Origin of the sequence: Dactylosporangium cerinum (assembly GCF_042653625.1) — a bacterium.
Classification (GTDB): domain Bacteria; phylum Actinomycetota; class Actinomycetes; order Mycobacteriales; family Micromonosporaceae; genus Dactylosporangium; species Dactylosporangium cerinum.
This window is the reverse complement of the sequence record NZ_JBHSIU010000131.1, coordinates 270,202-290,925: the sequence shown is the minus strand read 5'-3', so window position 1 is coordinate 290,925 and position 20,724 is coordinate 270,202. Positions and strand designations below refer to the sequence as shown.

The window sequence follows — 20,724 nt, the reverse complement described above, 5'->3', positions numbered from 1 at the left end:
CGCCCTTCAGATACGTTTTCCACACCCCGCGAACAATGGTGTGGAAGGTGTTTTCAAATGCGTAGATCCGTGGTCTATCCGCTGGTCGCCCTGGGTGCGGCGGCCAGCACCCTGTGGCTCGGCTCGCCCGCGTCGGCACACGGATACGTGTCGTCCCCGCCGAGCCGCCAGGCGCTGTGCGCGCAGGGAAAGGTGGCCGACTGCGGCGCCATTCAGTACGAGCCGCAGAGCGTCGAAGGTCCGAAGGGGCTCAAGACGTGCAACGCGAACAAGCCCGAGTTCGCGGTGCTCAACGACAACAGCCGCAACTGGCCCGCGACGCAGGTCGGTTCGTCGGTCACCTTCAACTGGGTGCTGACGGCCCGGCACTCGACCAGCACCTGGGACTACTTCATCGGCAACACCCGTATCGCGCAGTTCAACGACGGCGGCAAGCAGCCCAACGCGACCGTGTCGCACCAGGTGAGCCTCGCCGGGTACTCGGGCCGCCAGACGGTGCTCGCGGTGTGGAACATCGCCGACACCGCGAACGCCTTCTACAACTGCGTCGACCTGCAGGTCGGCAGCGGCGGCGGCACCAGCACCCCGACGCCCAGACCGAGCGCGACCACGTCGTCACCAAAGCCGACCGCGACGGCCACCAGCAAGCCCACGGCCACCGCGACTGCGACTGCGACTGCGACGAAGACCCCGACCACGGCACCCACCACCAAGCCACCCGCGCCGAGCGGCGCCGCCTGGGCGGCCGGGACCACGTACCACGTCGGCGACGTCGTCACGTATGACGGCCGCCGGTACCAGTGCCGCCAGTCGCACACGTCCATCTACACGTGGGAGCCGATCTACACCCTGGCCCTCTGGCTGCCGGTGTGAGCCTCATGACGCGTATCCGTGCCGTCGCCGCCGTCCTGGTCGCCGCGGCCGTCCTCCTCACCGGTTGCAAGGACGTCAACCAGCCGGCCACCGCCGTCCCGCAGGGCGTCGCGGCCGTCGCCGAGGGCCCGCACAACGCCTACGACGTGCTGTTCCTGCAGATGATGATCGGCCACCAGCGGCAGGGCCTGGAGATGCTGAAGCTCGGCCGGGACAAGGGCGTCCGCGAGGACGTCGTCAACCTCGCCGGCGCCATCGACGTCACCGAGGCCGAGGAGGTCGACCGGATGAGCGGCTGGCTCACCGGCTGGAACGAGCAGGCCACCGGCAGCGACGACCACAGCTCGCACGCCGCGCACGGCGGCCAGGCCGCCACCGGCGAGGAGCAGCTCGCGGCCCTGCGCAACGCGTCCGGCGCCGACTTCGAGATGAAGTTCCTGAACCTGCTCATCGCCCACCAGCACAACGCGGTCGAGATGGCGCAGCAGCTCAAGACGAACGGCCAGAACACGACCGTGAAGCAGTTCGCCGAACGCATCGAACTGTCCCGCACCCAGCAGATCCAGCAGATGCTGGTGCTCGTCAGCGGCTGACATGTTCAAACGGGCCGGACGAGGGGAAACAGTCCTCTCGTCCGGTCCTTCTTTGCGAGGTGTACGAGATGTCCACGGAAGCCACGAGCCGGTGCCCTGTCTGCGACGCGAAGGTCCACGTCAACGCCGGTGCCCCCACCCCGCCGCACCAGGCCGGCGGAGGCCAGTGCGACGGCACCGGCAAGCCCACGCACTAGCGGGTGATCTCCCGCGCGCAGGCGTTTCACCCGTTTTGCACAGCGGCCGCCGCCTCCACCGACGGCACGATCATCGGCATGTTGCACCTCGACCCTGACAGCGTCCTCGTCACCACCGCCGCCGAACTCCAGACCCGCCACCTCGAGCGCGACCCCGACGACCCGGCCCGCTGCGGCGCCTGCGGCGCCCTGCTCCCCTGCCCCATCGAGGCGGCCGCCGCACTGGTCTGCCGCGCCGGCGGCCTCTGGCTGGAGGGCGACACACTCGTCGACGCCCTCGAACCCCCGACCCAGCTGATCGCCATCCTCCCCGCGCCCGTCTGAGGAAGCCTCACCGGTCCAGCAATCGAGGCGAGCCCAAGGCCCAGCGGCCGCCGGCCCGGCGTGTACAACAGACGCCATGGACGCGAAGAGGCGCAAGGAATCGGGTTCGCCGCCGTGATGGGCGCCGTGGCCGGTGCCGCGCTCGGTGCACACCGGGGGCCGCGGCGTGCCGTCACGGAAGCGCTGCTCGGCGCCGCCGCCCTGGCGTCCGTCGACGCGGCCGCACGAGCCTTGCAGAAGCCGAACGAGATCCCCGCCGTCTGGTCCAGGATCGCGGCCAGCGGCGCCGTCGCGGCACCGGTCGGATGGGTCGCCGGCAAGGCGGGCGCGAGCCCCCTCGCCGTCGGCGCCGCGGCCGGGGTGGTCGCCGGCGCGATGGGGATCCGGCCGCACAAGGTGGCGCTCGGGCCCGTCGTCGGGCTGGCGGTCGGTGCGGCGATGCGCGGGCGGCCGCCGGCGCAGGTTGCCGCCGCGGCCGTGGTCGCGTTCCGGACGGTGTCGCAGCTGGTGTTCCGCGACCCGCAGGTCAGTCTCCTCGCGGACCGGGTGCCGGCGGAGCGGCTGCCGTTCGTCGTGCCGCTCGAGGCGCGGACCCGGTATGTCGGCACCGGCTACTTCCGCGCCCTCGCCGAAGCGACCGGCGGCGTGTACCAGGAGGCGGCGCCGGACGTCGGCATCGTCCCGGACCTGGACCAGCTGGCCGGGCCGGAGTTCGACCCGGCGGCGGTGCACCCGCTCGTGCGCGAGTTCTACGAGCACACGACCCGCTTCACGCTGGACATCGTGCCCCGCTGGCGGACCTGGGTGCGGCCCGGATACCTGCTGTACCGCACGCTCGTCGCGCGGCCGCCACCTCACCCACTGCAGGATCGGGCAAGCCCGGACCAGACGGAGCAGACGGTGACGGCTGGCCGGCATACCCAACGCTGCAGCCATCCTCGCCCCAGCCCGGCCGGCCAACGCGAGCCCGACCGTGGTCAACATCTGCCGCAGCCCATCGCTGATCCGCGACCACCGCCGAGTCAACCCATCGACCTGTTCGGTGAACGTCTGCGCCTCGCACCGCGTTGTCGCAGAAGAACCGCACCCACAACACGATCCGCGTCGGCCGGCCGGCGACCGGAACATCCGCAAACGTCCGGCGATACCGCGAATGCACCCGAGACGACGGCACCGCACACGCCTGACAAACGGCCTGACCGCTACGGACCCGACCCGCGAGGACCAACTCGGGACCAGCGTCCACGACCTCGTCGATCTCAATGCCGTCCAGATGGGCAAGCAGCTGTCCGACGGCATCGCGCACTCGGGCAACGATTCATGGTCCGGCATCCATCACACAGTTCGCGCCAGAGCCCCGAAGTCACCGACGAAGCCATTCGTCCTCGTACGGCCGCTCAGCTGTGGGAAGCGAGGTCCACGGCCAATCGAGAGCACCGAGATGTGAGCGCGGCGCCGACAAGGTTCAGAACGAAATCCACAGAATGACGGAATCCGACGTAGAGATCCATAGCGCGCTCGAAACTGGGCCCCGAGGTCCCGGTCCTGCACTGCGACGCCCGGGCACGCCACTCTGTCAAGGACGCGCTGATCCGTCTGGTCGAACAGGTCATCCGGCTCCGGCTCGCACAGCGATACCCCGGTCATAGGCCAGAGTCATAGGCCAGCCGGGCTGCGTGACGTGCAACGGTGCCGGTACCCGCGCCTGCGCGGTGCTGTCGAAGTCAACCTCGGCGAAGGTGGTGTGGGCGCGGCCAGGGCCTGGGCGCGGGTGGCTAGGCGTTCAGGCTGGTTGTGCGTCACGCGTTGGCGCGCACTGCCGCCCCTCTGGCGCGGGTGCTGCCAGCGTGCCGCAGCAGCGTGATCAGCACTTCTTTGCCTGATTCCCGCCGCCGGGCGTCGCAGAGGACGATCGGCACGTCGGTCTCAAGGTTCAGCGCCTGCTTGATCTCGTGCAGGTCGTAGCTAGGGGCGCCCTCGAAGCAGTTCACCGCGATGATGAAGGGTGTGCCGCGCTGCTCGAAGTAGTCCACCGACGGGAAGCAGTCGGCGAGCCGGCGGGTGTCGGCGAGCACGACCGCGCCCGTCGCGCCCAGCGCGAGCTCGTCCCAGATGAACCAGAACCGGTCCTGGCCCGGCGTGCCGAACACATACAGCACGAGTTGCTCGTTGATGGTGATTCGACCGAAGTCCAGCGCCACCGTCGTGGTTGACTTCGTCTCCACGCCGCTGAGGCTGTCAACGCCGGTGCTCGCCTCGGTGAGGACCTCCTCGGTGCGGAGCGGGCCGGTCTCGCTCACCGCACCGACCATCGTGGTCTTGCCGACGCCGAACCCGCCCGCGATAAGGATCTTGATCGCAGTGGGTACCCCGTCAGAGCGCCCGTAGGCCATTGATCGCCGCCTCTATGATGTCGATGTCGGGACGAGTCCCAGCTGGCTCAGAAACCTGGACAAGAAATCGGTCGAGCAGGTCGCCGAGCATGACGCGGATGGTGCCGAGCGGCAGGTCGAGAAAGGCGGCCAGTTCGGACACCGATGTCGGCTGCTGGCACAGCCTGATAATCGACAGGTGCTCGGGCTCCAGCCCGACCGCGGGCGCCGTCGTAGTTACCATGGCCGTGACTAGAGCGATGCGGTCAAACGTTCCCCGCACCGGCTGGGTCCGTCCACGGGTCATCGCATATGGACGCACGACCGGGCCGGCGTAGTCGTCGACCCACTCTTCGGGGGTGCTCATCGTGACGCGTCACCCCGCCTTTCCGGCCGGATCGCCTGTTCGCGGCGGCGAGCCGAGGTACTTCCCGACGCGAGTGACGAGCATCGCCATCTCGTAGGCGATGACGCCCAGGTCGGCGCTCGCCGCCGCAAGAACCGCCAGGCACGAGCCGTCGCCCGCCTCCGTGACGAGCAGCGAGGAATCCTGCATCTCGACGATCGTCTGCTGCAGGGGCCCGCCGTTGAACCGCTTGCCCGCGGCCCGGGCCAGGCTCTGGATGCCCGCCGCGATCGCGCACAGATGCTCCGCGTCGTCCTGGCCGAGCGTTTTCGATGATGCCTTGAGCAGGCCGTCCACCGACAGCACAATCGCGTGCTCTGCGTGGTCGATCCGCGTCACGAAGTCGTCTAATAGCCAGGTCAGGTCGGCGTTTGCCGCCGTCTTCAGAACCACAGGTTTCCCCTTAGGTCATGCCCGCGATGGGCGAGTTCGGCTCGCGTCGGTCTGTTCACGTCGTCGGCTGTTCGTCGTTGCCGTCAGACGCAGCGCGGGTCGGAAGGGGTGTCGGTGGGTCGATGTCGCTGGCCGAGTGGCGGGGCGAGGCGGCGCGGCCCAGGCGGCTGCCCTGTTGGTAGGAGGAGATCCGGCTCAGCACCTGCTCGGGAGACCGCAACGGCTCTGTCGCCGGCGCTGGGCCGTCGGCGCTGAGGTCGCCGTCCCGCAGCCCTGCCGCGAGGTTGGCCTGGCGCATCCGAACGGGCAGGCCACCCTGGGTGAACGCGCCCCCCGCGTCGGCGGAGGCTCCCGGCTGGGCTCCGTTCCCAGCGGCGGGCATCGCGCCCGGCGGCTCCTGCGGTTCCGGCAACGGCATCGCGCTCATCGTCGCGGCGAGGTCCAGACCGAGCATCGGGGGCGGCTCGGCAAGAGCGACCGGCCTACGGTCCCTCGTTGGCGGTATGAAGGCAACATCAGATCCCTCCAGCTGGTGCGTACCACTGACCGCCGCCAAGGCGCGCGGGCTCGACGCCGGGATGCCGCTGGCCTCGCCGTCGCCGGTGCCCTCGCCCAGCAGGTCCTTGGGGATCAGCACGACGGCCGTCGTCCCGCCGTACGCCGATTCCTTGAGCTGGACCCGGATCCCGTGCCGCTCGGCGAGCCGGCTCACCACGAACAGCCCCAGCCGCGCGGCGCTGCTCAGGGTGAACTCGGGGTGGCTGGTGATGCGCTGGTTCAGCTCGGCGAGCTCGTCGGGCGCGATGCCCAGGCCCCGGTCCTCGACCTCCAGCACGTAGCCGGCACCGACCATCTGGCCCTTGATGTGAACCTCGGTGTGCGGCGGCGAGAATGACAGCGCGTTCTCGACCAGTTCGGCGAGCAGGTGGCTCACGTCGCTGACCGCCCGGCCGGCCAGGTCAACCGGCCCGAATGGGTACACCGTGACCCGTGCGTAGTCCTCGACCTCCGCGATGGCGCTGCGGACGATGTCGACCATCGGGATCGTGCGCCGCCAGACGCGGCCCGGGCTCGACCCGGCCAGCACGATGAGGTTCTCCGCGTTGCGTCGCAAACGGGTGGAGAGGTGGTCTACGCGGAACAGCTCGTCGAGCTTGACCGCGTCGCCCTCCCGCCGCTCCATGCCGTCGAGCAGGGTGAGCTGGCGGTGGACCAGCGACTGAGACCGGCGGGCGATACTCAGGAAGACGTCACGGACGCTGCGGCGCAGGTCGGCCTGCTCGACCGCGGCACGGACCGCCGTCTCCTGCACCGCGTTGAACGCATGACCCACCTGGCCGATCTCGTCGTCGCCGAACTCCAGCGGCGGCGCATCGACCTTGACGTCGACCACCTCGCCGCGGCTGAGACGGTCCACCACGCTCGGCAGGCGCTCATCGGCGAGCTGCCGCGCCGCGTCGCGCAGACGCTCCAACTGCCGCACGATCCGGCGGGCTGTGGTGATCGAGACGATGATCGACGCGATGACCGTCGCGAGCCCGAGGCCGGCAGCGAGCACCAGGCGGATGAGGACCCAGACCGCGACTGGCGTTGAGCGCGCCACGATGTCCTTGCCGCCGGTCACCACGACGTCGTGCAGGTCAGCCAGGGCGGGGTCGACCACGGCGCGCCATTCGTCGTTGCTGGCCGGCGGCTTGACGCCCGCCCGCGTGTCAGCAATGACGCGGTCCTCCACGGCCCGGAACGCCGTGAAGTTCTTTCCGCTGGCCATCTGGCTGTACCGGGCCTGGTCAGCGCTTGAAAGTCTGGAAGTGGTATCGCCGGCGAGGAATCGTTGCGCGCCCACGATTTGGACGAATTGCGCGTGATCGTCGGCCGTCATACGGCCGGCAGCCATGGAGCCGGTCAATAGGGCGTCCTCCTGGGAGATCAGCTCCCAGGTCCGGTTGAGCTGGATCAGTGCGGCTGCGTCGTCGGCGATGGATTTGTCGTCCAAGCCGCCCAGCGAGTCGTAAACCTCGAAGAGGGAGTCGACCAGCTTCGTGAACGCGGTCGACGCCGCAGCACGGTCAATGTTACGAGCGTCGATCGAGGCCCGCACCGCGGCCAATCCGTCCAGGCCGGCGACGACCTTGTCGACGGCCCGTTGCAGCTCCGCATCCCCTGACGGGTTGGCCTGCCAGCTCTGCACCGAGTTCCGGAACGCTGCGCTAGCCTGCTCGGTCTGCTGCCGTCCGGCGGTCAGGGCCTGGCGCTGTTGGTCGCCGGAGGCGCCGAGATAGGCCGCGGAGAGCCGACGCTCGGATTGCAGGTCTCTCAGTAGGGGCTCGCTCGGCTGGTAGATTCTGCTGTTGTGGGCCTGAACCCAGAACAGGTTCAAACCCTCTCGCAGGGTCACCCACGCCGCGAACGCCCACAGGGCAGCCAGCGAAACCAGCAGCGCGGTAATTTTCGCACGCAAATTCGTGCTACGAGAACGCATCACACCATCCACCGCAGGCGCGGAAAGCAAGAAAAGGCATCGGCTAACTTGGGGAAGTTAATCATGTTGCAAACTTGCGACCTCGTAGACATCGGGCACCGTAACAGCGATGTACGACTCCCTCAAGTTTGGCTGGTCAGCCGCTGTTCGCTGCGACCGGCGTACGGCATTACCACACGCCACCGAGACTGACCTTGCGCTGCGCCGAGTACAGCGCGGCGAGCACCGCGGCGCGGACGATGGCCGTGGGCAGATAGAGTTCCTTGCCGTACCACAGCGGGGGGTCGGCCTGCCGGTCGAACGCCTCTGCGAGAAACGCGTACCCCTGCCCCACGGCCTCGCCGATCGCGCGTCGTGCGGGATTGACCGTGGCCAGCAGTACCTGCATGGCGTACGCCGTTTCTTCCGCGGTGCCGGACCACCGGCCCCACGACCCGTCGGGCCGCTGCGTCGCCAGGACCCAGTCCACGGCTGCGGCGACCGCCTCGACCGCCGCTGGCCCACGGCCGAACTGATCGAGCGCGACCGCGCAGCAGACCGTCGCGTAGTACGGCGAGGCGTGCCACCGGTCGCGCCACGATCCATCCGCCTGCTGCTCACCTGGCAGCGTCGCCGACAGCTTGTCCAGCACCGCGAGAGAGCGTGGTGACGCATCGGCACAATTGACCGCGTGCTGCCCGAAAGCATCCAGTACATGGGCATTGGTGGTGACTGAGAAGCCGTCCTCACCCGGCCAGGTGCAAAAGCCAGCCTCCGTCTCGAACGCCCACAGACTGTCCGGAGTAACCAGCCGGCCGAGCTTGCCGAGCGCGTACAGCGTCACCGAGCTGGTGTCCGCGTCGGCGGGCAGTCCCGCGCCGGCGGCGATGCCGGACGGCTCCACGGTCGCGGAAAGCTCGTCGAGCAACACCGGCGGCACGGCGAATGGCACGCCGGCGCGCGCCAGCGAGCTGAGCACCCAGGCGCGTTCGAACACCGTGATCGGGACCGGGCACGGCACCGGCCCGTCGTGCCAACCGGAAACGTCTTCCAAAAACTGCCTCGCCGGCCCTGCCGATCCCACCGCTGTCGGCCCTCCGAGCCACGCAGCGGTCGCCGCGGGCGAGGCGCCGACCGCGCCCGGCGATCCTGGGCGCACGCCGGGCGCGCCTCGCGCCCCAGTCCCCAGTACCTCCAGGAAGTGCCGCAGTTTTGGCGGCAGTTGGGCCCCGGCCGCCAGCTGCTGTCGGACCGCGGCGAGGCGTCTCGGGGTCATGCCCGGGGGCAGGCCAAGGCGGCGATCGCCCGACCACGCAACCAGTCCCCTGATCGGCGCGTCGCGGACCTCGTCAAGGTGCTCGTTGATGGAGGCGACAAGGGCCGGCACGATGACGTCGATCGCCGGGGTGTCCGGAATGGACAGTGCGCCGTGCTGCAGCCAGCGGAACAGGGCCTCTAACCCTCGATCGGCCGCGCCAGCCAACTCCACCTCGATGACGCCGCTGGGTGCACCAGCGTGACTGCGGCTCAGCGTATGGAGCAGGGCCTCCGTCGCGCTCAATGTCGGGACGAGCGCGTACGCCTCTGGGGGTCCCCATCCACCGTCCGGCCGCTGGTTGTCCAGCAGGTACCGCACCCGCCGTTCGTGCCCGGTCAGCCACGAAGCTGCGGTCACGAGTCGTGCGGTCTCATACACCGATGGGCCGACCTGCCCCCAGGGTTTGGCCGTCAGCTGGGCGATCAGGTCCTGCGCCGAGGCAGCGATACCGATGTCCGTCATCGGAAGGGATACGCGTTTGCCGGCGTCCTCGATCGTCATGTGCCACCCCAGAAATCTGTGACCTGGTAGAAGCCGCTGGTGAACCCGATCTGTCGCGCCAGATAGACGACTTGCTGGGGACAGGTCGGCTCCAATGGGCGCAGCAGGTCCTGGCAGCGCTCAACGAGCCTGGTGATCCGCTGGGACACGTCGGCGTGGTCGGTGAGCATGAGAGCGTTGAGGTCCCCCCACCGCAGATCGCGTTCGTGTGTGGCCAGGTCGTTGACGAGGCGCAGCACGCGCTGCGCCTCGCGGCCAGCTCTGGTGAGCTCGCCGAGCTGTTCCAGGCAGGCCCGGTCACCCGTGAACAGCCAGTGCGAAACGTTGACGAACGACAGTCCGGTGTTGTCGGCGTTGTCGAGGTACTCGTCGAACGTCGGCCCTGTCGGCCCTGCCGGCCCGCCGGCGAGGGCGGACTTCCACCCCCATTCCTGGGCCATCGCCGCCAACATCCGTTCGACCTCCTCGCGCCAGCGCTGACGCCCGGTCCGGAACGAGGGTGCCGCTGTCAAGGTGTCCCGGATCTCGCCCAGGAACCGCCCGAGCGGGCTGGCGGCCGCAGGTGCGGCGCCATCCGCGACGGCGAGGCAATCGGCGACGATCGAGGCCACCTCGTCCCGCGATGTCGCCTGGTGGTCGATCAGCCAATCCGCCGCGAAAACCCACAGCGACGCCCCGTTGGCGACCTGCAACTGCTCGACTGTGCACCACGGCGCGCCGAACGCGGTGGCATGAGCGATGGCGCTGAAGAGGGTCGGGTCGAACGGCTTGGCCGCGAACAGCTCGTGGTGCGCGGCGGCGCGCTCCTGCAGATCACGCTGGCCGGCGGCCGCCATCGCGCAGATCCTGCCGTGCTCCGAGCCCACCAGGATTTCGTCGTGGCTGGTGAACGGTGTGCGCATCGGCGCTCTCAGCACGCGCGGGAACGGTCGACTGGGGCCAGCGTCAACTGTGCGCTCTGCCGTGGCCGGAGCGAGGCGCCCATCCGAGGGGTGAGGTCGGCCTCGCCACGCATCCGGATCCGGAACCGGCTCAGAAGGGTCGCAATGATCAGTGGCGCTTCCAGCAGGAACAGGTACTGGCCCAGACACTGGTGCGGGCCACCGCCGAAGGGGAAGAACGAGTACCGGTGCTCACGTCGTGGCGCGGTGGGAGCGAACCGCTCCGGATCGAAGATCTCAGGATCCTCCCAGAACGCCGCCATCCGCTGGGTGACGTACGGGCTGACGAGGATCGTCGCGCCGCTCGGGATCCGCGTTCGGCCCAGGGTCTCGCTCGACACGGCCGTGCGCGGGATCATCCAGCCGGCCGGGTACAGGCGCAGGAGCTCATCCAAAACCATCCGGGTGTACCGAAGCTCAGCCACGTGCGATCGCTGGACCGGGCCCGCGCCGACCACCCGGTCGATCTCGTCATAGAGCCGGGTCGCTACGTCGGGATGCGTCTCGAGCACCGGCCACAACCAGGACAGCACCGCGATGGTGGTCTCGGTCGACGTCGAGATCATCGCCACGACGTCGTCGCGGATCTGCCGCTCAGTGATCTCCTGACCGTTGACGCTGCGCGGCCGGCACAAGGTGGAGAAGATGTCCTGGCCGTCGCTCGGCCGGCGCAGGGTCTCCCGAATGATCGGGAGCACCACGTCGTCGATGGTCTGAACAGCGTCGCGGAACGCGCGATCGCCCGGCATCGGAATCGCGTAGGGCATGAACGGCACAAGCAGCCGAGGCACCATCGCCGTCGCGATCGTGCCCAGTGCGGCGACGACCCGCACCGCGTCCGGAACGGAGATCTTGTCGGCGAAGAGCACCCGCATCGTGGCTTGGCAGACGATCCGGGACAGTGCGTCGTTGGCGTCGACCGCCTGTCCCGTCCTGGCCGGCTCGTCCAGCACGTCGACCGCCTCGCCGATCGCGGCGGCCATCCCGTCGGCCAGCGTCTCGACCCGTTTCGCCGTGAACAGCGGTTGCAGGACCCCCCGGCTGGACTCCCACCGCGGCCCCTCCACGACGAGGATCGCCTCCCCGACCGCCCGGCGTACCGGCCGCCAGAGCAGACCCTTTCCGTCACGCACGTAGTTGGCGGCGTTGTCGCGCAGAATGTGCTGCAGATGCTCTGGATGCGCCACCAGGTACGGACGGAACGTGCCGAAACTCAACCGCACGATCTCGCCGGCGGCCTCGTCAGCAAAGCCGACCAACGCGTCGAGCGGACTGCGGACAAGCCGTGGCAGCGCCCGATGCAATGGTACAGAGTTGGCCGTTTTGACCCTGACATCCTGAATGGCTGACAAACCGACACCCCCAGCCGGGCTCGCGGAACCCGGGCGTTCAAGCAGTACGCACGTTCTGGATCACCTTGATGATCTCACCCTGCCCGCTGCGGTCCTAGGAGAAATGTCATATACGTACATACCTCGCTGCTTTGTGAGTTCTCACACGACCGGTTGCGTAGCGTAATCAGCGGTGGCTACCGCGCGTTCGCAGATCCGGCCGGCTGGCCCGGCCCCCTCAGCTTCAACGCTCCACCGACGACGAACACCAGCCCTTCCCCCTCGACACCCAGGCGTGACCAGCTGCTGCAGGATTTCGGGCGGTGATCACGAACGCGACCGCCGCCACGCCGAACCACAGCCCGGCACTTGAGGCGGCGGGCGACCCCCGCGAGTCGCTGAAGGGCGAGCAGCTGACCGGTCTGCGGGTTGAGCATGATCGTGTATTGGTGGTCCGGTTCGGTGAGGGTGAACGCCACTCCGGTGCGTCCGGCGAGGTCGGTCATCGGCCCGGCGTAGGTCAGGCCTTGGACATCGGCGAGGACGCGGAGCGCGGCGGAGCGGTGCGCCCTGTCCAGGTATTGCTCCACGTAGAGGTTCATGAGCTGTCCGACGAGTCGCCGCGGGCCAGCTTCGGCGGGCCTTGGCGCCGGTGCATCAGCACCGCGTCAGTGAGCTGGACGGGGTCGGTCGGTACTGGCTCTGGCACCAGCGGTTGCAGGTGGCCGCTGCTGTAGTGCTGGATGTACGGCTGTGCGGTGGCGAACTGGGGCCGGTCGGAGCCGTCCGGCAGTGGTAGGAGTCCGGGTCGATCAGGCAGGACACGCTCGAACTCCAGTCCCGAGCCATCGGTGTCGTCGCGGCAGGTGGTGGTGTCGTCGCGGTGCAGGGCTGTGGTGGCTCGGCTCCAGCTCTGTGTCCGCCGGCACCTGTACCTGCCGGTGAGCGCGTCGGTTTCGGCGTCGCGGAGCTGCTCAGCAAAGCGGGCGAGCCGCTGGACCGTGTCCAGTCCGGGAACGTCGTACCAGGCCGGGCCTGCAGCAACGGATGGCGAACCGGATGGTGTGGGCGTGGATGTGCTGTGCTGTCCCTGCGCCGCGGTGTCGGTAGCATGCGGGTGCGTTGCAACATACCCGACGTAACCGCCGGTGAGCAGCGCCACTGCGGCGGCTGCCGCGATGACGAGGCGGCGCGTTGCGGCGGGGCGTCATCGGCGCGTTGAACCGGGCAACACGTACTGGAAACTGCGTCCTGTCCGGTGGTCGCTGGCATCATGCGGGCCGGTTGGGCCTGCGGGTCAACGGCACCGGCGCACCCGACACAGAGCTCGCTCTCACGGTCGGCGCCACCGACCGCTTCGAGCCGAACCATGTCACCTGGAACCTGCACGGGGCCGGCCCACAGATCCTGGCCCCCACCGCGTCCCAGTCCCTGCTGCGCGCCTGTGTGATCCTCACCGACTGCGACTGGGCCGCGATCTCGAGCACCGACATCGACCACTGGCAGACGGCCGCCCCTGACGGCCCGACCATCGGTTGGAGCACGTACCTGGCGCACCGTCTTCTACCGGACGGCCCACCAGAGGTCCCGGGCGTCGCAGTCGAACCGGTCCACCGAGGCTACCTGCTCACCAGCACCACCAGACCGGAACACACCGACCGCAGCACTGTCCTGGCGGTCGCCTCTACCGTCATGCACCGAAGGCCCGCTGGACAAGGTGGGCTTCAGCGATGATGTTCGGTCGCTACCGACACGTGTCGCACATCAGGCACCGGTTGTCGTTGCTCCGGATTCACGCAACGCACCGCGCGGCGAGTTCCTGACGCACCTCAGCAGTTGTGACACCCCGCAGACCGGCGACATCCTCGACGAGGTGCTCACAAAGCGTCGCCAACGCAACCGTCATCGCGCCGGCGCCACCGATGGTGTTCTCGCCGTCGACCTGCTTGAGATATTCGATCTGCTCGGGCACGTTGATGTGGTCGCCGTCCGCGCGAAGCGTCAGCAGACCTATGGCGTCGAGCAGGACTTGCCAGCCGCGATCGTTCATCGACGTAATACGCTCAGCCGAATCGGCCCACCACCTCAAGCGCGGAGCCGGCGAGCCTGCCATGTACAACAGTGGCATGGATGCGAAACGGGCGCAGGGGATCGGATTCGCCGCCGTGATGGGCGCTGCGGCTGGCGCTGCCCTCGCCGGGCACCGCGGTTCGCGCGGTGTGATCAAGGGTGCGTTACTCGGCGCTGGCGTGCTGGCGGCTGTCGACGCGACCGCCAGGGCGATGCAGAAGCCGGATGAGATTCCCGCCGTCTGGGCCAGGATCGCGGCGAGCGGTGCAATTGCCGCACCGGTTGGCTGGGCTGCCGGCAAGGCCGGCGCGAGCGCGCTGGCCGTGGGTGTCGCCAGTGGCGCGGTCGCGGGGGCAATGGGGGTACGCCCCCAGAAGGTCGCGCTCGGCCCGGTCGTTGGACTCGCCGTGGGCGCGGCGATGCGCGGGCGGCCACCGGCGCAGGTCGCTGCGGCAAGCGTCGTCGCGTTCCGCACCCTGTCACAGCTGATATTCCGCCAGCCGCAGGTAACGCTCGTCGCGGACAAGGCACCGGCCGAACGGCTGCCGTTCGTGGTGCCGCTCGAAGCACGGACCCGATACGTCGGAACCGGCTACGTCCGCGCCCTCGCCGAAGCGACCGGCGGCGTCTATCAGGAAGCCGCACCCGACATCGGCATCGTCGCTGACCTCGACGCACTCGCCGGACCGGAATTCGACCCAACCGGCGTCGACCCTCTTGTGCGCGAGTTCTACGAGCACACCACCCGGTTCAAACTCGACATCGTGCCCCACTGGCGGACCTGGGTACGCCCCGGCTACCTGCTGTACCGCAGCCTCGTCGCCGGCCCGCTCGGCCAGGCCAACGTACCGATGAACCAACGAGAAGCACAGCAAGGCATACACAGCCGCATCGACACCATCACCAACCCAGGCAGCACCGCCATATCGACCCGCGGCTGGATACGCAGCTACGCCAGCACCGGCGAGCCGATCTATGTCGGCATCTACACGACGTACCGCCACAACAACCGTGGCTACGTCAGCGTCGGCTTCCCGCTCCCCCAGGCAAACTTCACCGCCACTCTCACACCGCAGCAGCGCACGGACGGCGGGCTTCGCCTCACTAGCCGCGGTACGGACGGCCAGACCGGCCACTACCTCAGCTACATCGACGCGGACAGCCGTGACCTGTCCACTCTCGCCGTCCACGGCTTCGCCGAAACCCTCGACGTGTACGTGGACGACGGCGAACTTCACGCCGACCATGCCTTCGCCCTGTTCGGGCTACCGTTCCTCACCCTCGAATACCGCATCGCCCGCGCACCCGCTTAGGACCTGCCCTGCCGATCATTCAGGTGGTGATCGGTGACGACGTATTGGTGGTTTCGTCGGGACGGGTTGACCGATGCGTCGTGGGCGGTGATCGCGCCGCTATTGCCGGAGGCTGGGAAGCGTTCCGGAGACACCGGGGAGCCGATCTACGTCGGCATCTGCACCACGTACCGGCACGACGGCCGCGGCTACGTCAGCGTCGGTTTCCCACTCCCCCAGGCCAACTTCACCGCCATGCTCGCGCCCCGGCAGCGGGAGCGGGGGCTGATCCTCACCAGCTCCGCGCACGACGGGCAGACCGGGCACTACCTGAGCCACATCGACGAACACACCCGGGACCTGACGACGCTGGCGGTGAGCGGTTTCGCCGAGGAGCTCGACGTGTACGTGTACGTGGACGACGACGGCGAGCTGCGGGCCGTGCACGCGTTCACGGTGTTCGGGCTGCCGTTCCTGCGACTGGAGTACGCCATCCGCCGGAAGCCCTGACGCCGCCGCGGACCTTCACCCCAGCGGGTCGGTCAGGCCGAAGGCGTCGAGCGTGAGATCCAGCATCGCCGTCTGGACGGCCGGTGGGTACGCCTCCGGATCGGCCGCCGCGAACGCGGCCGCCCCCTCCACCATGGTGATGAGCGCGACGGTGACGGCCGCCGGGTCCTGCCGCGGCGCGGCGGCCTCGACGAGCCGGCCGACCCTGGCCCGCCAGGCCCGGTTGCCGGCCCGGTGCATCGCGATCAGGTCGTCGTCGGCGACGGCGGCGGCCAGGAAGCCCAGCCACACCGTGCTCTCCGCGGTGGTCTGCGGGTCGAGGGCGAGGCCCTGGTGCAGGACCGCGCGCAGCGCCGCCCTGGGCGAGCCCGCGGCGGCCTCCAGGGCCTCGACGCGGGCCCGGGTCGTCTCGTGCAGCAGCTGCCGGGCGTGCCGCAGCAGCGCCCGCCGGTTGGGGAAGCGGTGCATGACCAGGCCGGTCGTGCAGCCCGCGGCGGCGGCCACGGCCCTGATCGTCAGCCGCTCCAGCCCCTGCTGCGCCAGGACGTCCCAGACGGCCCTGGACAGCAGCTCGCCCTGCCCCTCACGTGGCACGCGTCTCACCTCTCGTCTCGTAACAACTGTTACCGTAACAGCTGTTACGACGCCGAGGGGGCAACGATGACGGACTGGACCATCGAGGTGCGCGCCTGGGACGACCCGGCGGGGGCGGCCCTGCGCGCGGCGCAGCGGGCCGAGCTCGACGCGCGATACGGCAGCGACGACCACGAGCCCGGCGCCGCCCCGACCGCCGCGGACATCGACCTGTTCCTGGTCGCGGTCGACGACGCCGCCGGCACCCCGGTCGGCTGCGGTGCCCTGCGCCGGCTGGAGGAGCACGCCGCCGAGGTCAAGCGGATGTACGTGGTGCCGGCGGCCCGGGGCACCGGCGTCGCGGCCGCGATCCTGCGGGCCCTCGAAACGGCGGCACTGGACCGCGGCTGGGCGACGCTGCGCCTGGAGACGGGCACCGAGCAGCCCGACGCGCAGCGCTTCTACGAGCGGGAGGGGTATCACCGGATCCCGCTGTTCGGGGCGTACGCCGGCTCGACGCTCTCGGTCTGCTACGAACGCGTCCTCTGAGAGCGGACGGCCACCTCCGCGGAGATGGCCGTCCGCTCACCGGAGGGTCAGGCCGTGACGATCGTGCCGTCCGGCTGGCGGGTGCAGGTGACGGTGCGGGCCGAGCCGGCCGCGGCGCCGGTCAGGCACTTGCCGAGCACGGCGTGCCCGGCGGCGCTGGGGTGCCACGACTCCTGGCAGGTCTGGAAGTACGAGACGCAGGTGTTCGCGATCCGCTGGATGGCGATCTTGTCCTTGCCGGCGAGGCTGGTCACGAACACGCCGCTCGCGCCGTCCTGCAGGCGGATCGGGGTGGCGAGGGCGTTGCCGGGGCTGCCGGCCTGCTCGCACAGCCGGGCACCGTCGAAGGCGTGCTGGACGTTGAGATAGACCAGGTCGTCGGCGGGGAACTCGGCGGCGAGGGTGTTGCGGGTCGTGCTCACGATCGTGCCGAGGCCCTGCGAGAAGCCGTGGCCGGGGGCGAGGCTGGCCCGGTGGATCGGGCAGCCGGCGGCGTACCGCTCGGCGCCGAGGTCCCGGAACTTGTCCCGGTCGTCCTGCCGGCCGTCCTCTTCCCAGTAGGACTGCTCCAGGTCGAACGGCAGCGGGTTCGTGTAGTCCTGGAAGATCACGCGGTGCTGCCCGTCGGCGTCGATCTGGTCGAGGGTGGTGATGACCTGCCGGGCGGCGGCGATCGTCTCGGCCGTCGCGGCCTGGACCTGCGCGGCGGTGGCGAGGTCGGCGGCGGTGCACGGCTCCTGCTCGACCGGGCCGTTGAGGTAGGCCCAGAACTCCCACCAGCCGGTCCACGCGTCGGCGATGAACCGGTTCGCGCACTTCTCGGCCACGTCGCCGAACGTGAACGAGCTGTTGTTGGAGCCGAGACCGATCAGCACCACGTCGATGTCGTGGGTCTGCGCGACGGCCCGCAGCTGGTCCAGCTGCGAGGCGACGCTCCGGCCCTTCGTGCGGCCGCCGGACGCGTTGGCGATGTCATACGGGCGGCCGCCGGAACACGCCAGGTTGAAGCGGGCCTGGATGCCCGGCAGCGTCGCCTGGTTGAGCGAGGCGTTGGCGGAGCGGTGGCAGAAGAAGGCGTTGGCGTTGGGCGCGGACCAGCCGGGGAACGGCTGCGCGACGCCGTTGACGTCGACGACCGGCTGGTAGCTGCCGGCGCCTTCCCCGCTGATGAAGCTGTCGCCGAGGGCAACGGCGGCGGTCGGCAGGGCGGCGATGGCCGGCGACCCTGGCACGACCGCCGCGCCGGTGGCGGCCAGCATGCCGGCCACCACCAGGGCGGTGCGACGGAACACGGACACGGCGGTCTCCTCGATCCCATCGAATGTGAAAAATCCTCTGGGTCGGGATCAGATCATGGAGTCCGCATGTACGTCAATGTTTCGATCCGATTTCCCGATAAAGCCGGTCGGGTTAGTCATGAAGTCGGTGTCCAGCGCCGCGGCGAGGGCGAGCAGCAGGTCCTCCCGGCCGGCGGTCTGCAGGAACCGCCCCACGTCCGGCACATCCTGGCGAAGCTCGGCCGGCCGAACCGGACCGCGCTGACCGCGCACGTGCTCAACGGGTCACGGTGAACATGTAGCAGCCGTAGGCGACGTTGCGGGAGTCGACGCGGACCACCGCCGGATCGGCGAGGATCTCCGCCAGCACCCCCTCGGGGTCGGCGCCGTCGTGCACCCGGGTCGCCGGATGGATCCAGCCGCGCGCGTCATAGGCCCGCAACACCTGCGACCGCCCCCGCCAGCCCTCGGGGTAGCCGGTGCCGGCCGGCCCGTCGCACCGCTCGGCGTGCGCGAACACCGCCCCGATCTCCCGGTACGGGCTCGGTGGCAACACCGGTTCGTGCCCGAACAGCATGAGCCGCTCCCCCTCGACGGCGTCGCGCAGGCAGCACCGCAACGGCTCGCCGCCGCCGGCCACCGACCGCTCGACGGGGTTGCCGGAGACGTCAATTCCCTTGCCCCGCACCAGTTCCAGGGTGTCGGGGTCGATCGCGTGAATCGTGGTCATGCCCCGATCCTGACGCACCCCACCGGCCCTGGCTGGCGGAAATCGGCCGTCGCGCTCGCCGTGCGGACCCCTGCCCGTGGACTTACCGTTGAGCAGGTGGAACGCGTACCCCTGGACGAGAACGCCGCCGCGCGGCGACGCCTCATCGAACACGCCCTGCGCTGAGATGCCTTCAGGCTTGCTGCTGGGTGGGGCGCACCAGGAGTTCGTTGACCGCGACGTGGCGGGGGCGGGTGACGATGAAGGCGATCGTCTCGGCGACGTCGTCGGCCTCGAGGCGTTCGACGTCGGCGAACCGCTGTCTGATCGTTTCGAGGATCTCCGGCCGGTTGTGGTCGGCGAGCTCGGTCGAGACGGCGCCGGGCTCGACCAGTGAGATCCGCACGTACCGGCCGGTCACCTCCTGCCGCAGGGCCTCACTGAAGGCGCCCACGGCGTGTTTGGTGGCGTTGTAGACGCCGCTGCCGTTGCGGGCGACCCGGCCGGCGACGGAGCTGACGTTGACCATGTCGGCGACCTTGCGCCGGCCGTCCGTGGCGGCGGCCAGCAGGTGCGGCAGCGCGGCGTGGGCGGTGTACAGCAGGCCCAGGACGTTGACGGAGACCATCCGCTGCCACTCCTCGACGGGTGCGTCGACCACGGGGCCGAGCAGCATCACGCCGGCGTTGTTGACGAGCGTGTCGAGGCGCCCGAGTTCGCCGACGGTGCGCTGCACCGCCGCCACCGCCGCCTCCTGCGAGGTGACGTCGGCCTCGACGACCAGCGCGACGCCGCCTTCGCCGCGGATGCGGTCGGCGAGCGCGGAGAGCCGGTCGGCGCGGCGGGCCACGAGGGCGACCGAGGCGCCGCGGGAGGCCAGCGACAGTGCGGCGGCTTCGCCGATGCCGCTGGAAGCGCCGGTGACCAGTGCAACAGTGCCTGACAAAGATCCCATACCAGGAGAAGCTACGCCTCCAGGTCGCGCCGGACGCCGACGACCTTCGTCACCCAGTGGGTGCGCCGGTCATCGACCTGGCGGATCGACTCGAACTGCGACCCCGCGCTACGCGGAGGGCGACCACCGGATGGGCGCGTACGCGCCATCCCAGCCAGCGCGGAACGCGCGGCTGTGCGAGCGCAGCGAGCATTGGGGGTCCGGGGTGAGAATCCCCCGGCGGGACCCGCCGCGCCAGCGGTGGGGCAGCGAGCCCATGGCGAAGCCACGGGCGGGAAACAGCGAAGCCAACTGGCGGGAAACAGCTACTCCAGGTCGCGCCGGATCTCCTCAAGGACCTTGGAGGTGTCCGTCGGCGGGCGCGCCTCGACGCAGAGCCGCTCCATGGCTTCGGCGTACAGGTCGACGTCGTCGCGCTTGTCGAGATACAGGGCGCTGGTGAGCTGCTCGATGTAGACGACGTCGGGCAGGTCCTGGTCGGGGAAGCGCAGGATGGTGAACGCACCGCCGGCCGCGGCGTGGCCGCCCGCGTTGAACGGGATGACCTGCAGCCGCACGTTGGGCAGCGTGTTGGCCTCCAGGAGGGCGTCGACCTGGCCGCGCATGATGTCGATGCCGCCGATCGGCCGGCGCAGCGCGGCCTCGTCGACGACGACCCACAGCTTGGGCGCGTCGGGGCGGGTCAGCACCTGCTGGCGGGCCATCCGCAGCTCGACCCGGCGGTCGATCTCGTCGGCCTTGGCCCGGCCGTGGCCGAGCAGGACGACGGCGCGCGCATACTCCTTGGTCTGCAGCAGGCCGGGGACGAACTGGACCTCATACGTGCGGATGAGGGCCGCGGCGGCCTCGAGGCCGAGGTAGGACTGGAACCAGTTGGGCAGCACGTCGCCGAAGCGGTGCCACCAGCCGGGGTTGTTGGCGTCGCGGGCCAGGGCGAGCAGCCGGGTGCGTTCCTCGTCGTCGTCGAGGCCGTAGAGGGTGAGCAGGTCGGCGACGTCGCGCTCCTTGAAGCCGACGCGGCCGAGCTCCATCCGGCTGATCTTCGACTCGGAGGAGCGGATCTCCCAGCCCGCGTCCTC

At 69.7% G+C, this 20,724-nt stretch carries 24 protein-coding genes; 9 read left to right on the top strand and 15 right to left on the bottom strand.

Features of this window, described 5'->3' with window-relative positions:
* The first annotated feature begins 57 nt into the window (after positions 1–57).
* From ACFPIJ_RS63445 to ACFPIJ_RS63425, 5 genes are all read left to right on the top strand, one after another.
* Entirely contained in the window at positions 58–873 is an 816-nt protein-coding gene (locus tag ACFPIJ_RS63445) for a lytic polysaccharide monooxygenase (RefSeq protein WP_380129251.1), read from the top strand.
* Positions 874–878: 5 nt separating this feature from the next.
* On the top strand, positions 879–1,466 hold the full coding sequence (locus tag ACFPIJ_RS63440; protein WP_380129250.1) for a DUF305 domain-containing protein: 588 nt from the start codon (positions 879–881) through the stop codon (positions 1,464–1,466).
* A 68-nt stretch (positions 1,467–1,534) separates the two neighbouring features.
* Positions 1,535–1,663, top strand: a complete 129-nt coding sequence (locus ACFPIJ_RS63435; protein WP_380129249.1) for a hypothetical protein — start codon at positions 1,535–1,537, stop codon at positions 1,661–1,663.
* 78 nt (positions 1,664–1,741) lie between these two features.
* Positions 1,742–1,987 (top strand): hypothetical protein, encoded by a 246-nt coding sequence (locus tag ACFPIJ_RS63430; RefSeq protein ID WP_380129248.1) that lies wholly within the window; start codon positions 1,742–1,744, stop codon positions 1,985–1,987.
* Positions 1,988–2,362: 375 nt separating this feature from the next.
* Positions 2,363–3,475 carry a hypothetical protein gene (locus tag ACFPIJ_RS63425; RefSeq protein WP_380129247.1) on the top strand — a complete coding sequence of 371 codons (1,113 nt, stop codon included), beginning with the start codon at positions 2,363–2,365 and terminating at the stop codon, positions 3,473–3,475.
* 311 nt (positions 3,476–3,786) lie between these two features.
* On the opposite strand, the gene ACFPIJ_RS63420 is transcribed toward ACFPIJ_RS63425, so the two are convergent.
* The 8 genes from ACFPIJ_RS63420 to ACFPIJ_RS63385 all read right to left on the bottom strand — a co-directional run bounded on the left by ACFPIJ_RS63420 (position 3,787) and on the right by ACFPIJ_RS63385 (position 12,312).
* Entirely contained in the window at positions 3,787–4,380 is a 594-nt protein-coding gene (locus tag ACFPIJ_RS63420; protein ID WP_380129246.1) for a GTP-binding protein, read from the bottom strand.
* Positions 4,361–4,726, bottom strand: a complete 366-nt coding sequence (locus tag ACFPIJ_RS63415; protein WP_380129245.1) for a DUF742 domain-containing protein — start codon at positions 4,724–4,726, stop codon at positions 4,361–4,363. Before ACFPIJ_RS63415 ends, ACFPIJ_RS63420 begins: the two co-directional genes overlap by 20 nt.
* A gap of 9 nt (positions 4,727–4,735) precedes the next feature.
* A complete protein-coding gene (locus tag ACFPIJ_RS63410) occupies positions 4,736–5,158 on the bottom strand; it encodes a roadblock/LC7 domain-containing protein (protein WP_380129244.1) in 423 nt (140 codons plus the stop codon).
* A gap of 55 nt (positions 5,159–5,213) precedes the next feature.
* Positions 5,214–7,640 carry a sensor histidine kinase gene (locus ACFPIJ_RS63405; protein ID WP_380129243.1) on the bottom strand — a complete coding sequence of 809 codons (2,427 nt, stop codon included), beginning with the start codon at positions 7,638–7,640 and terminating at the stop codon, positions 5,214–5,216.
* 169 nt (positions 7,641–7,809) lie between these two features.
* A complete protein-coding gene (locus ACFPIJ_RS63400; RefSeq protein ID WP_380129242.1) occupies positions 7,810–9,438 on the bottom strand; it encodes a prenyltransferase/squalene oxidase repeat-containing protein in 1,629 nt (542 codons plus the stop codon).
* Positions 9,435–10,340 (bottom strand): terpene synthase family protein, encoded by a 906-nt coding sequence (locus tag ACFPIJ_RS63395; protein WP_380129241.1) that lies wholly within the window; start codon positions 10,338–10,340, stop codon positions 9,435–9,437. The genes ACFPIJ_RS63400 and ACFPIJ_RS63395 overlap by 4 nt, the downstream gene beginning before the upstream one ends.
* A gap of 8 nt (positions 10,341–10,348) precedes the next feature.
* Positions 10,349–11,638, bottom strand: coding sequence for a cytochrome P450 (locus ACFPIJ_RS63390; protein ID WP_380129240.1), 1,290 nt, complete (start codon positions 11,636–11,638; stop codon positions 10,349–10,351).
* 269 nt (positions 11,639–11,907) lie between these two features.
* Entirely contained in the window at positions 11,908–12,312 is a 405-nt protein-coding gene (locus tag ACFPIJ_RS63385; protein WP_380129239.1) for a hypothetical protein, read from the bottom strand.
* A gap of 682 nt (positions 12,313–12,994) precedes the next feature.
* Between ACFPIJ_RS63385 and ACFPIJ_RS63380 the strand changes: the two genes are divergently transcribed.
* Positions 12,995–13,444 carry a hypothetical protein gene (locus ACFPIJ_RS63380; protein ID WP_380129238.1) on the top strand — a complete coding sequence of 150 codons (450 nt, stop codon included), beginning with the start codon at positions 12,995–12,997 and terminating at the stop codon, positions 13,442–13,444.
* A 58-nt stretch (positions 13,445–13,502) separates the two neighbouring features.
* On the opposite strand, the gene ACFPIJ_RS63375 is transcribed toward ACFPIJ_RS63380, so the two are convergent.
* Entirely contained in the window at positions 13,503–13,760 is a 258-nt protein-coding gene (locus ACFPIJ_RS63375) for a hypothetical protein (RefSeq protein WP_380129237.1), read from the bottom strand.
* A 76-nt stretch (positions 13,761–13,836) separates the two neighbouring features.
* Here ACFPIJ_RS63375 and ACFPIJ_RS63370 point away from each other — a divergent pair, with 76 nt between their 5' ends.
* A complete protein-coding gene (locus tag ACFPIJ_RS63370) occupies positions 13,837–15,093 on the top strand; it encodes a hypothetical protein (RefSeq protein WP_380129236.1) in 1,257 nt (418 codons plus the stop codon).
* Positions 15,094–15,126: 33 nt separating this feature from the next.
* A complete protein-coding gene (locus ACFPIJ_RS63365) occupies positions 15,127–15,582 on the top strand; it encodes a hypothetical protein (RefSeq protein ID WP_380129235.1) in 456 nt (151 codons plus the stop codon).
* Positions 15,583–15,597: 15 nt separating this feature from the next.
* Here ACFPIJ_RS63365 and ACFPIJ_RS63360 read toward each other — a convergent pair whose 3' ends face one another.
* A complete protein-coding gene (locus ACFPIJ_RS63360; protein ID WP_380129234.1) occupies positions 15,598–16,176 on the bottom strand; it encodes a TetR/AcrR family transcriptional regulator in 579 nt (192 codons plus the stop codon).
* Between the two features lie 66 nt (positions 16,177–16,242).
* Here ACFPIJ_RS63360 and ACFPIJ_RS63355 point away from each other — a divergent pair, with 66 nt between their 5' ends.
* The gene (locus tag ACFPIJ_RS63355; RefSeq protein ID WP_380129233.1) at positions 16,243–16,704 is read left to right on the top strand and encodes a GNAT family N-acetyltransferase; all 462 of its coding nucleotides are present in this window, start codon (positions 16,243–16,245) and stop codon (positions 16,702–16,704) included.
* Positions 16,705–16,751: 47 nt separating this feature from the next.
* Here ACFPIJ_RS63355 and ACFPIJ_RS63350 read toward each other — a convergent pair whose 3' ends face one another.
* From ACFPIJ_RS63350 to ACFPIJ_RS63330, 5 genes are all read right to left on the bottom strand, one after another.
* On the bottom strand, positions 16,752–17,963 hold the full coding sequence (locus ACFPIJ_RS63350) for an SGNH/GDSL hydrolase family protein (RefSeq protein WP_380129379.1): 1,212 nt from the start codon (positions 17,961–17,963) through the stop codon (positions 16,752–16,754).
* Positions 17,964–18,050: 87 nt separating this feature from the next.
* On the bottom strand, positions 18,051–18,197 hold the full coding sequence (locus tag ACFPIJ_RS63345) for a hypothetical protein (protein WP_380129232.1): 147 nt from the start codon (positions 18,195–18,197) through the stop codon (positions 18,051–18,053).
* A 61-nt stretch (positions 18,198–18,258) separates the two neighbouring features.
* Positions 18,259–18,711, bottom strand: a complete 453-nt coding sequence (locus ACFPIJ_RS63340; RefSeq protein WP_380129231.1) for a DUF1203 domain-containing protein — start codon at positions 18,709–18,711, stop codon at positions 18,259–18,261.
* Positions 18,712–18,883: 172 nt separating this feature from the next.
* The gene (locus ACFPIJ_RS63335; RefSeq protein ID WP_380129230.1) at positions 18,884–19,645 is read right to left on the bottom strand and encodes an SDR family NAD(P)-dependent oxidoreductase; all 762 of its coding nucleotides are present in this window, start codon (positions 19,643–19,645) and stop codon (positions 18,884–18,886) included.
* Positions 19,646–19,950: 305 nt separating this feature from the next.
* On the bottom strand, positions 19,951–20,724 hold a 774-nt coding region (locus ACFPIJ_RS63330; protein ID WP_380129229.1), incomplete at its 5' end, for a helix-turn-helix domain-containing protein.

Excerpts from the sequence above, each read along its gene's own strand:
- ACFPIJ_RS63445 (WP_380129251.1), top strand. The coding sequence starts at position 58 with ATGCGTAGATCCGTGGTCTATCCGCTGGTCGCCCTGGGTGCGGCGGCC.
- ACFPIJ_RS63440 (WP_380129250.1), top strand. The coding sequence starts at position 879 with ATGACGCGTATCCGTGCCGTCGCCGCCGTCCTGGTCGCCGCGGCCGTC.
- ACFPIJ_RS63435 (WP_380129249.1), top strand. The coding sequence starts at position 1,535 with ATGTCCACGGAAGCCACGAGCCGGTGCCCTGTCTGCGACGCGAAGGTC.
- ACFPIJ_RS63430 (WP_380129248.1), top strand. The coding sequence starts at position 1,742 with ATGTTGCACCTCGACCCTGACAGCGTCCTCGTCACCACCGCCGCCGAA.
- ACFPIJ_RS63425 (WP_380129247.1), top strand. The coding sequence starts at position 2,363 with ATGGGGATCCGGCCGCACAAGGTGGCGCTCGGGCCCGTCGTCGGGCTG.
- ACFPIJ_RS63420 (WP_380129246.1), bottom strand. The coding sequence starts at position 4,380 with ATGGCCTACGGGCGCTCTGACGGGGTACCCACTGCGATCAAGATCCTT.
- ACFPIJ_RS63415 (WP_380129245.1), bottom strand. The coding sequence starts at position 4,726 with ATGAGCACCCCCGAAGAGTGGGTCGACGACTACGCCGGCCCGGTCGTG.
- ACFPIJ_RS63405 (WP_380129243.1), bottom strand. The coding sequence starts at position 7,640 with ATGCGTTCTCGTAGCACGAATTTGCGTGCGAAAATTACCGCGCTGCTG.
- ACFPIJ_RS63400 (WP_380129242.1), bottom strand. The coding sequence starts at position 9,438 with ATGACGATCGAGGACGCCGGCAAACGCGTATCCCTTCCGATGACGGAC.
- ACFPIJ_RS63395 (WP_380129241.1), bottom strand. The coding sequence starts at position 10,340 with ATGCGCACACCGTTCACCAGCCACGACGAAATCCTGGTGGGCTCGGAG.
- ACFPIJ_RS63385 (WP_380129239.1), bottom strand. The coding sequence starts at position 12,312 with ATGAACCTCTACGTGGAGCAATACCTGGACAGGGCGCACCGCTCCGCC.
- ACFPIJ_RS63375 (WP_380129237.1), bottom strand. The coding sequence starts at position 13,760 with ATGAACGATCGCGGCTGGCAAGTCCTGCTCGACGCCATAGGTCTGCTG.
- ACFPIJ_RS63370 (WP_380129236.1), top strand. The coding sequence starts at position 13,837 with ATGGATGCGAAACGGGCGCAGGGGATCGGATTCGCCGCCGTGATGGGC.
- ACFPIJ_RS63355 (WP_380129233.1), top strand. The coding sequence starts at position 16,243 with ATGACGGACTGGACCATCGAGGTGCGCGCCTGGGACGACCCGGCGGGG.
- ACFPIJ_RS63350 (WP_380129379.1), bottom strand. The coding sequence starts at position 17,963 with ATGCTGGCCGCCACCGGCGCGGCGGTCGTGCCAGGGTCGCCGGCCATC.
- ACFPIJ_RS63340 (WP_380129231.1), bottom strand. The coding sequence starts at position 18,711 with ATGACCACGATTCACGCGATCGACCCCGACACCCTGGAACTGGTGCGG.
- ACFPIJ_RS63335 (WP_380129230.1), bottom strand. The coding sequence starts at position 19,645 with ATGGGATCTTTGTCAGGCACTGTTGCACTGGTCACCGGCGCTTCCAGC.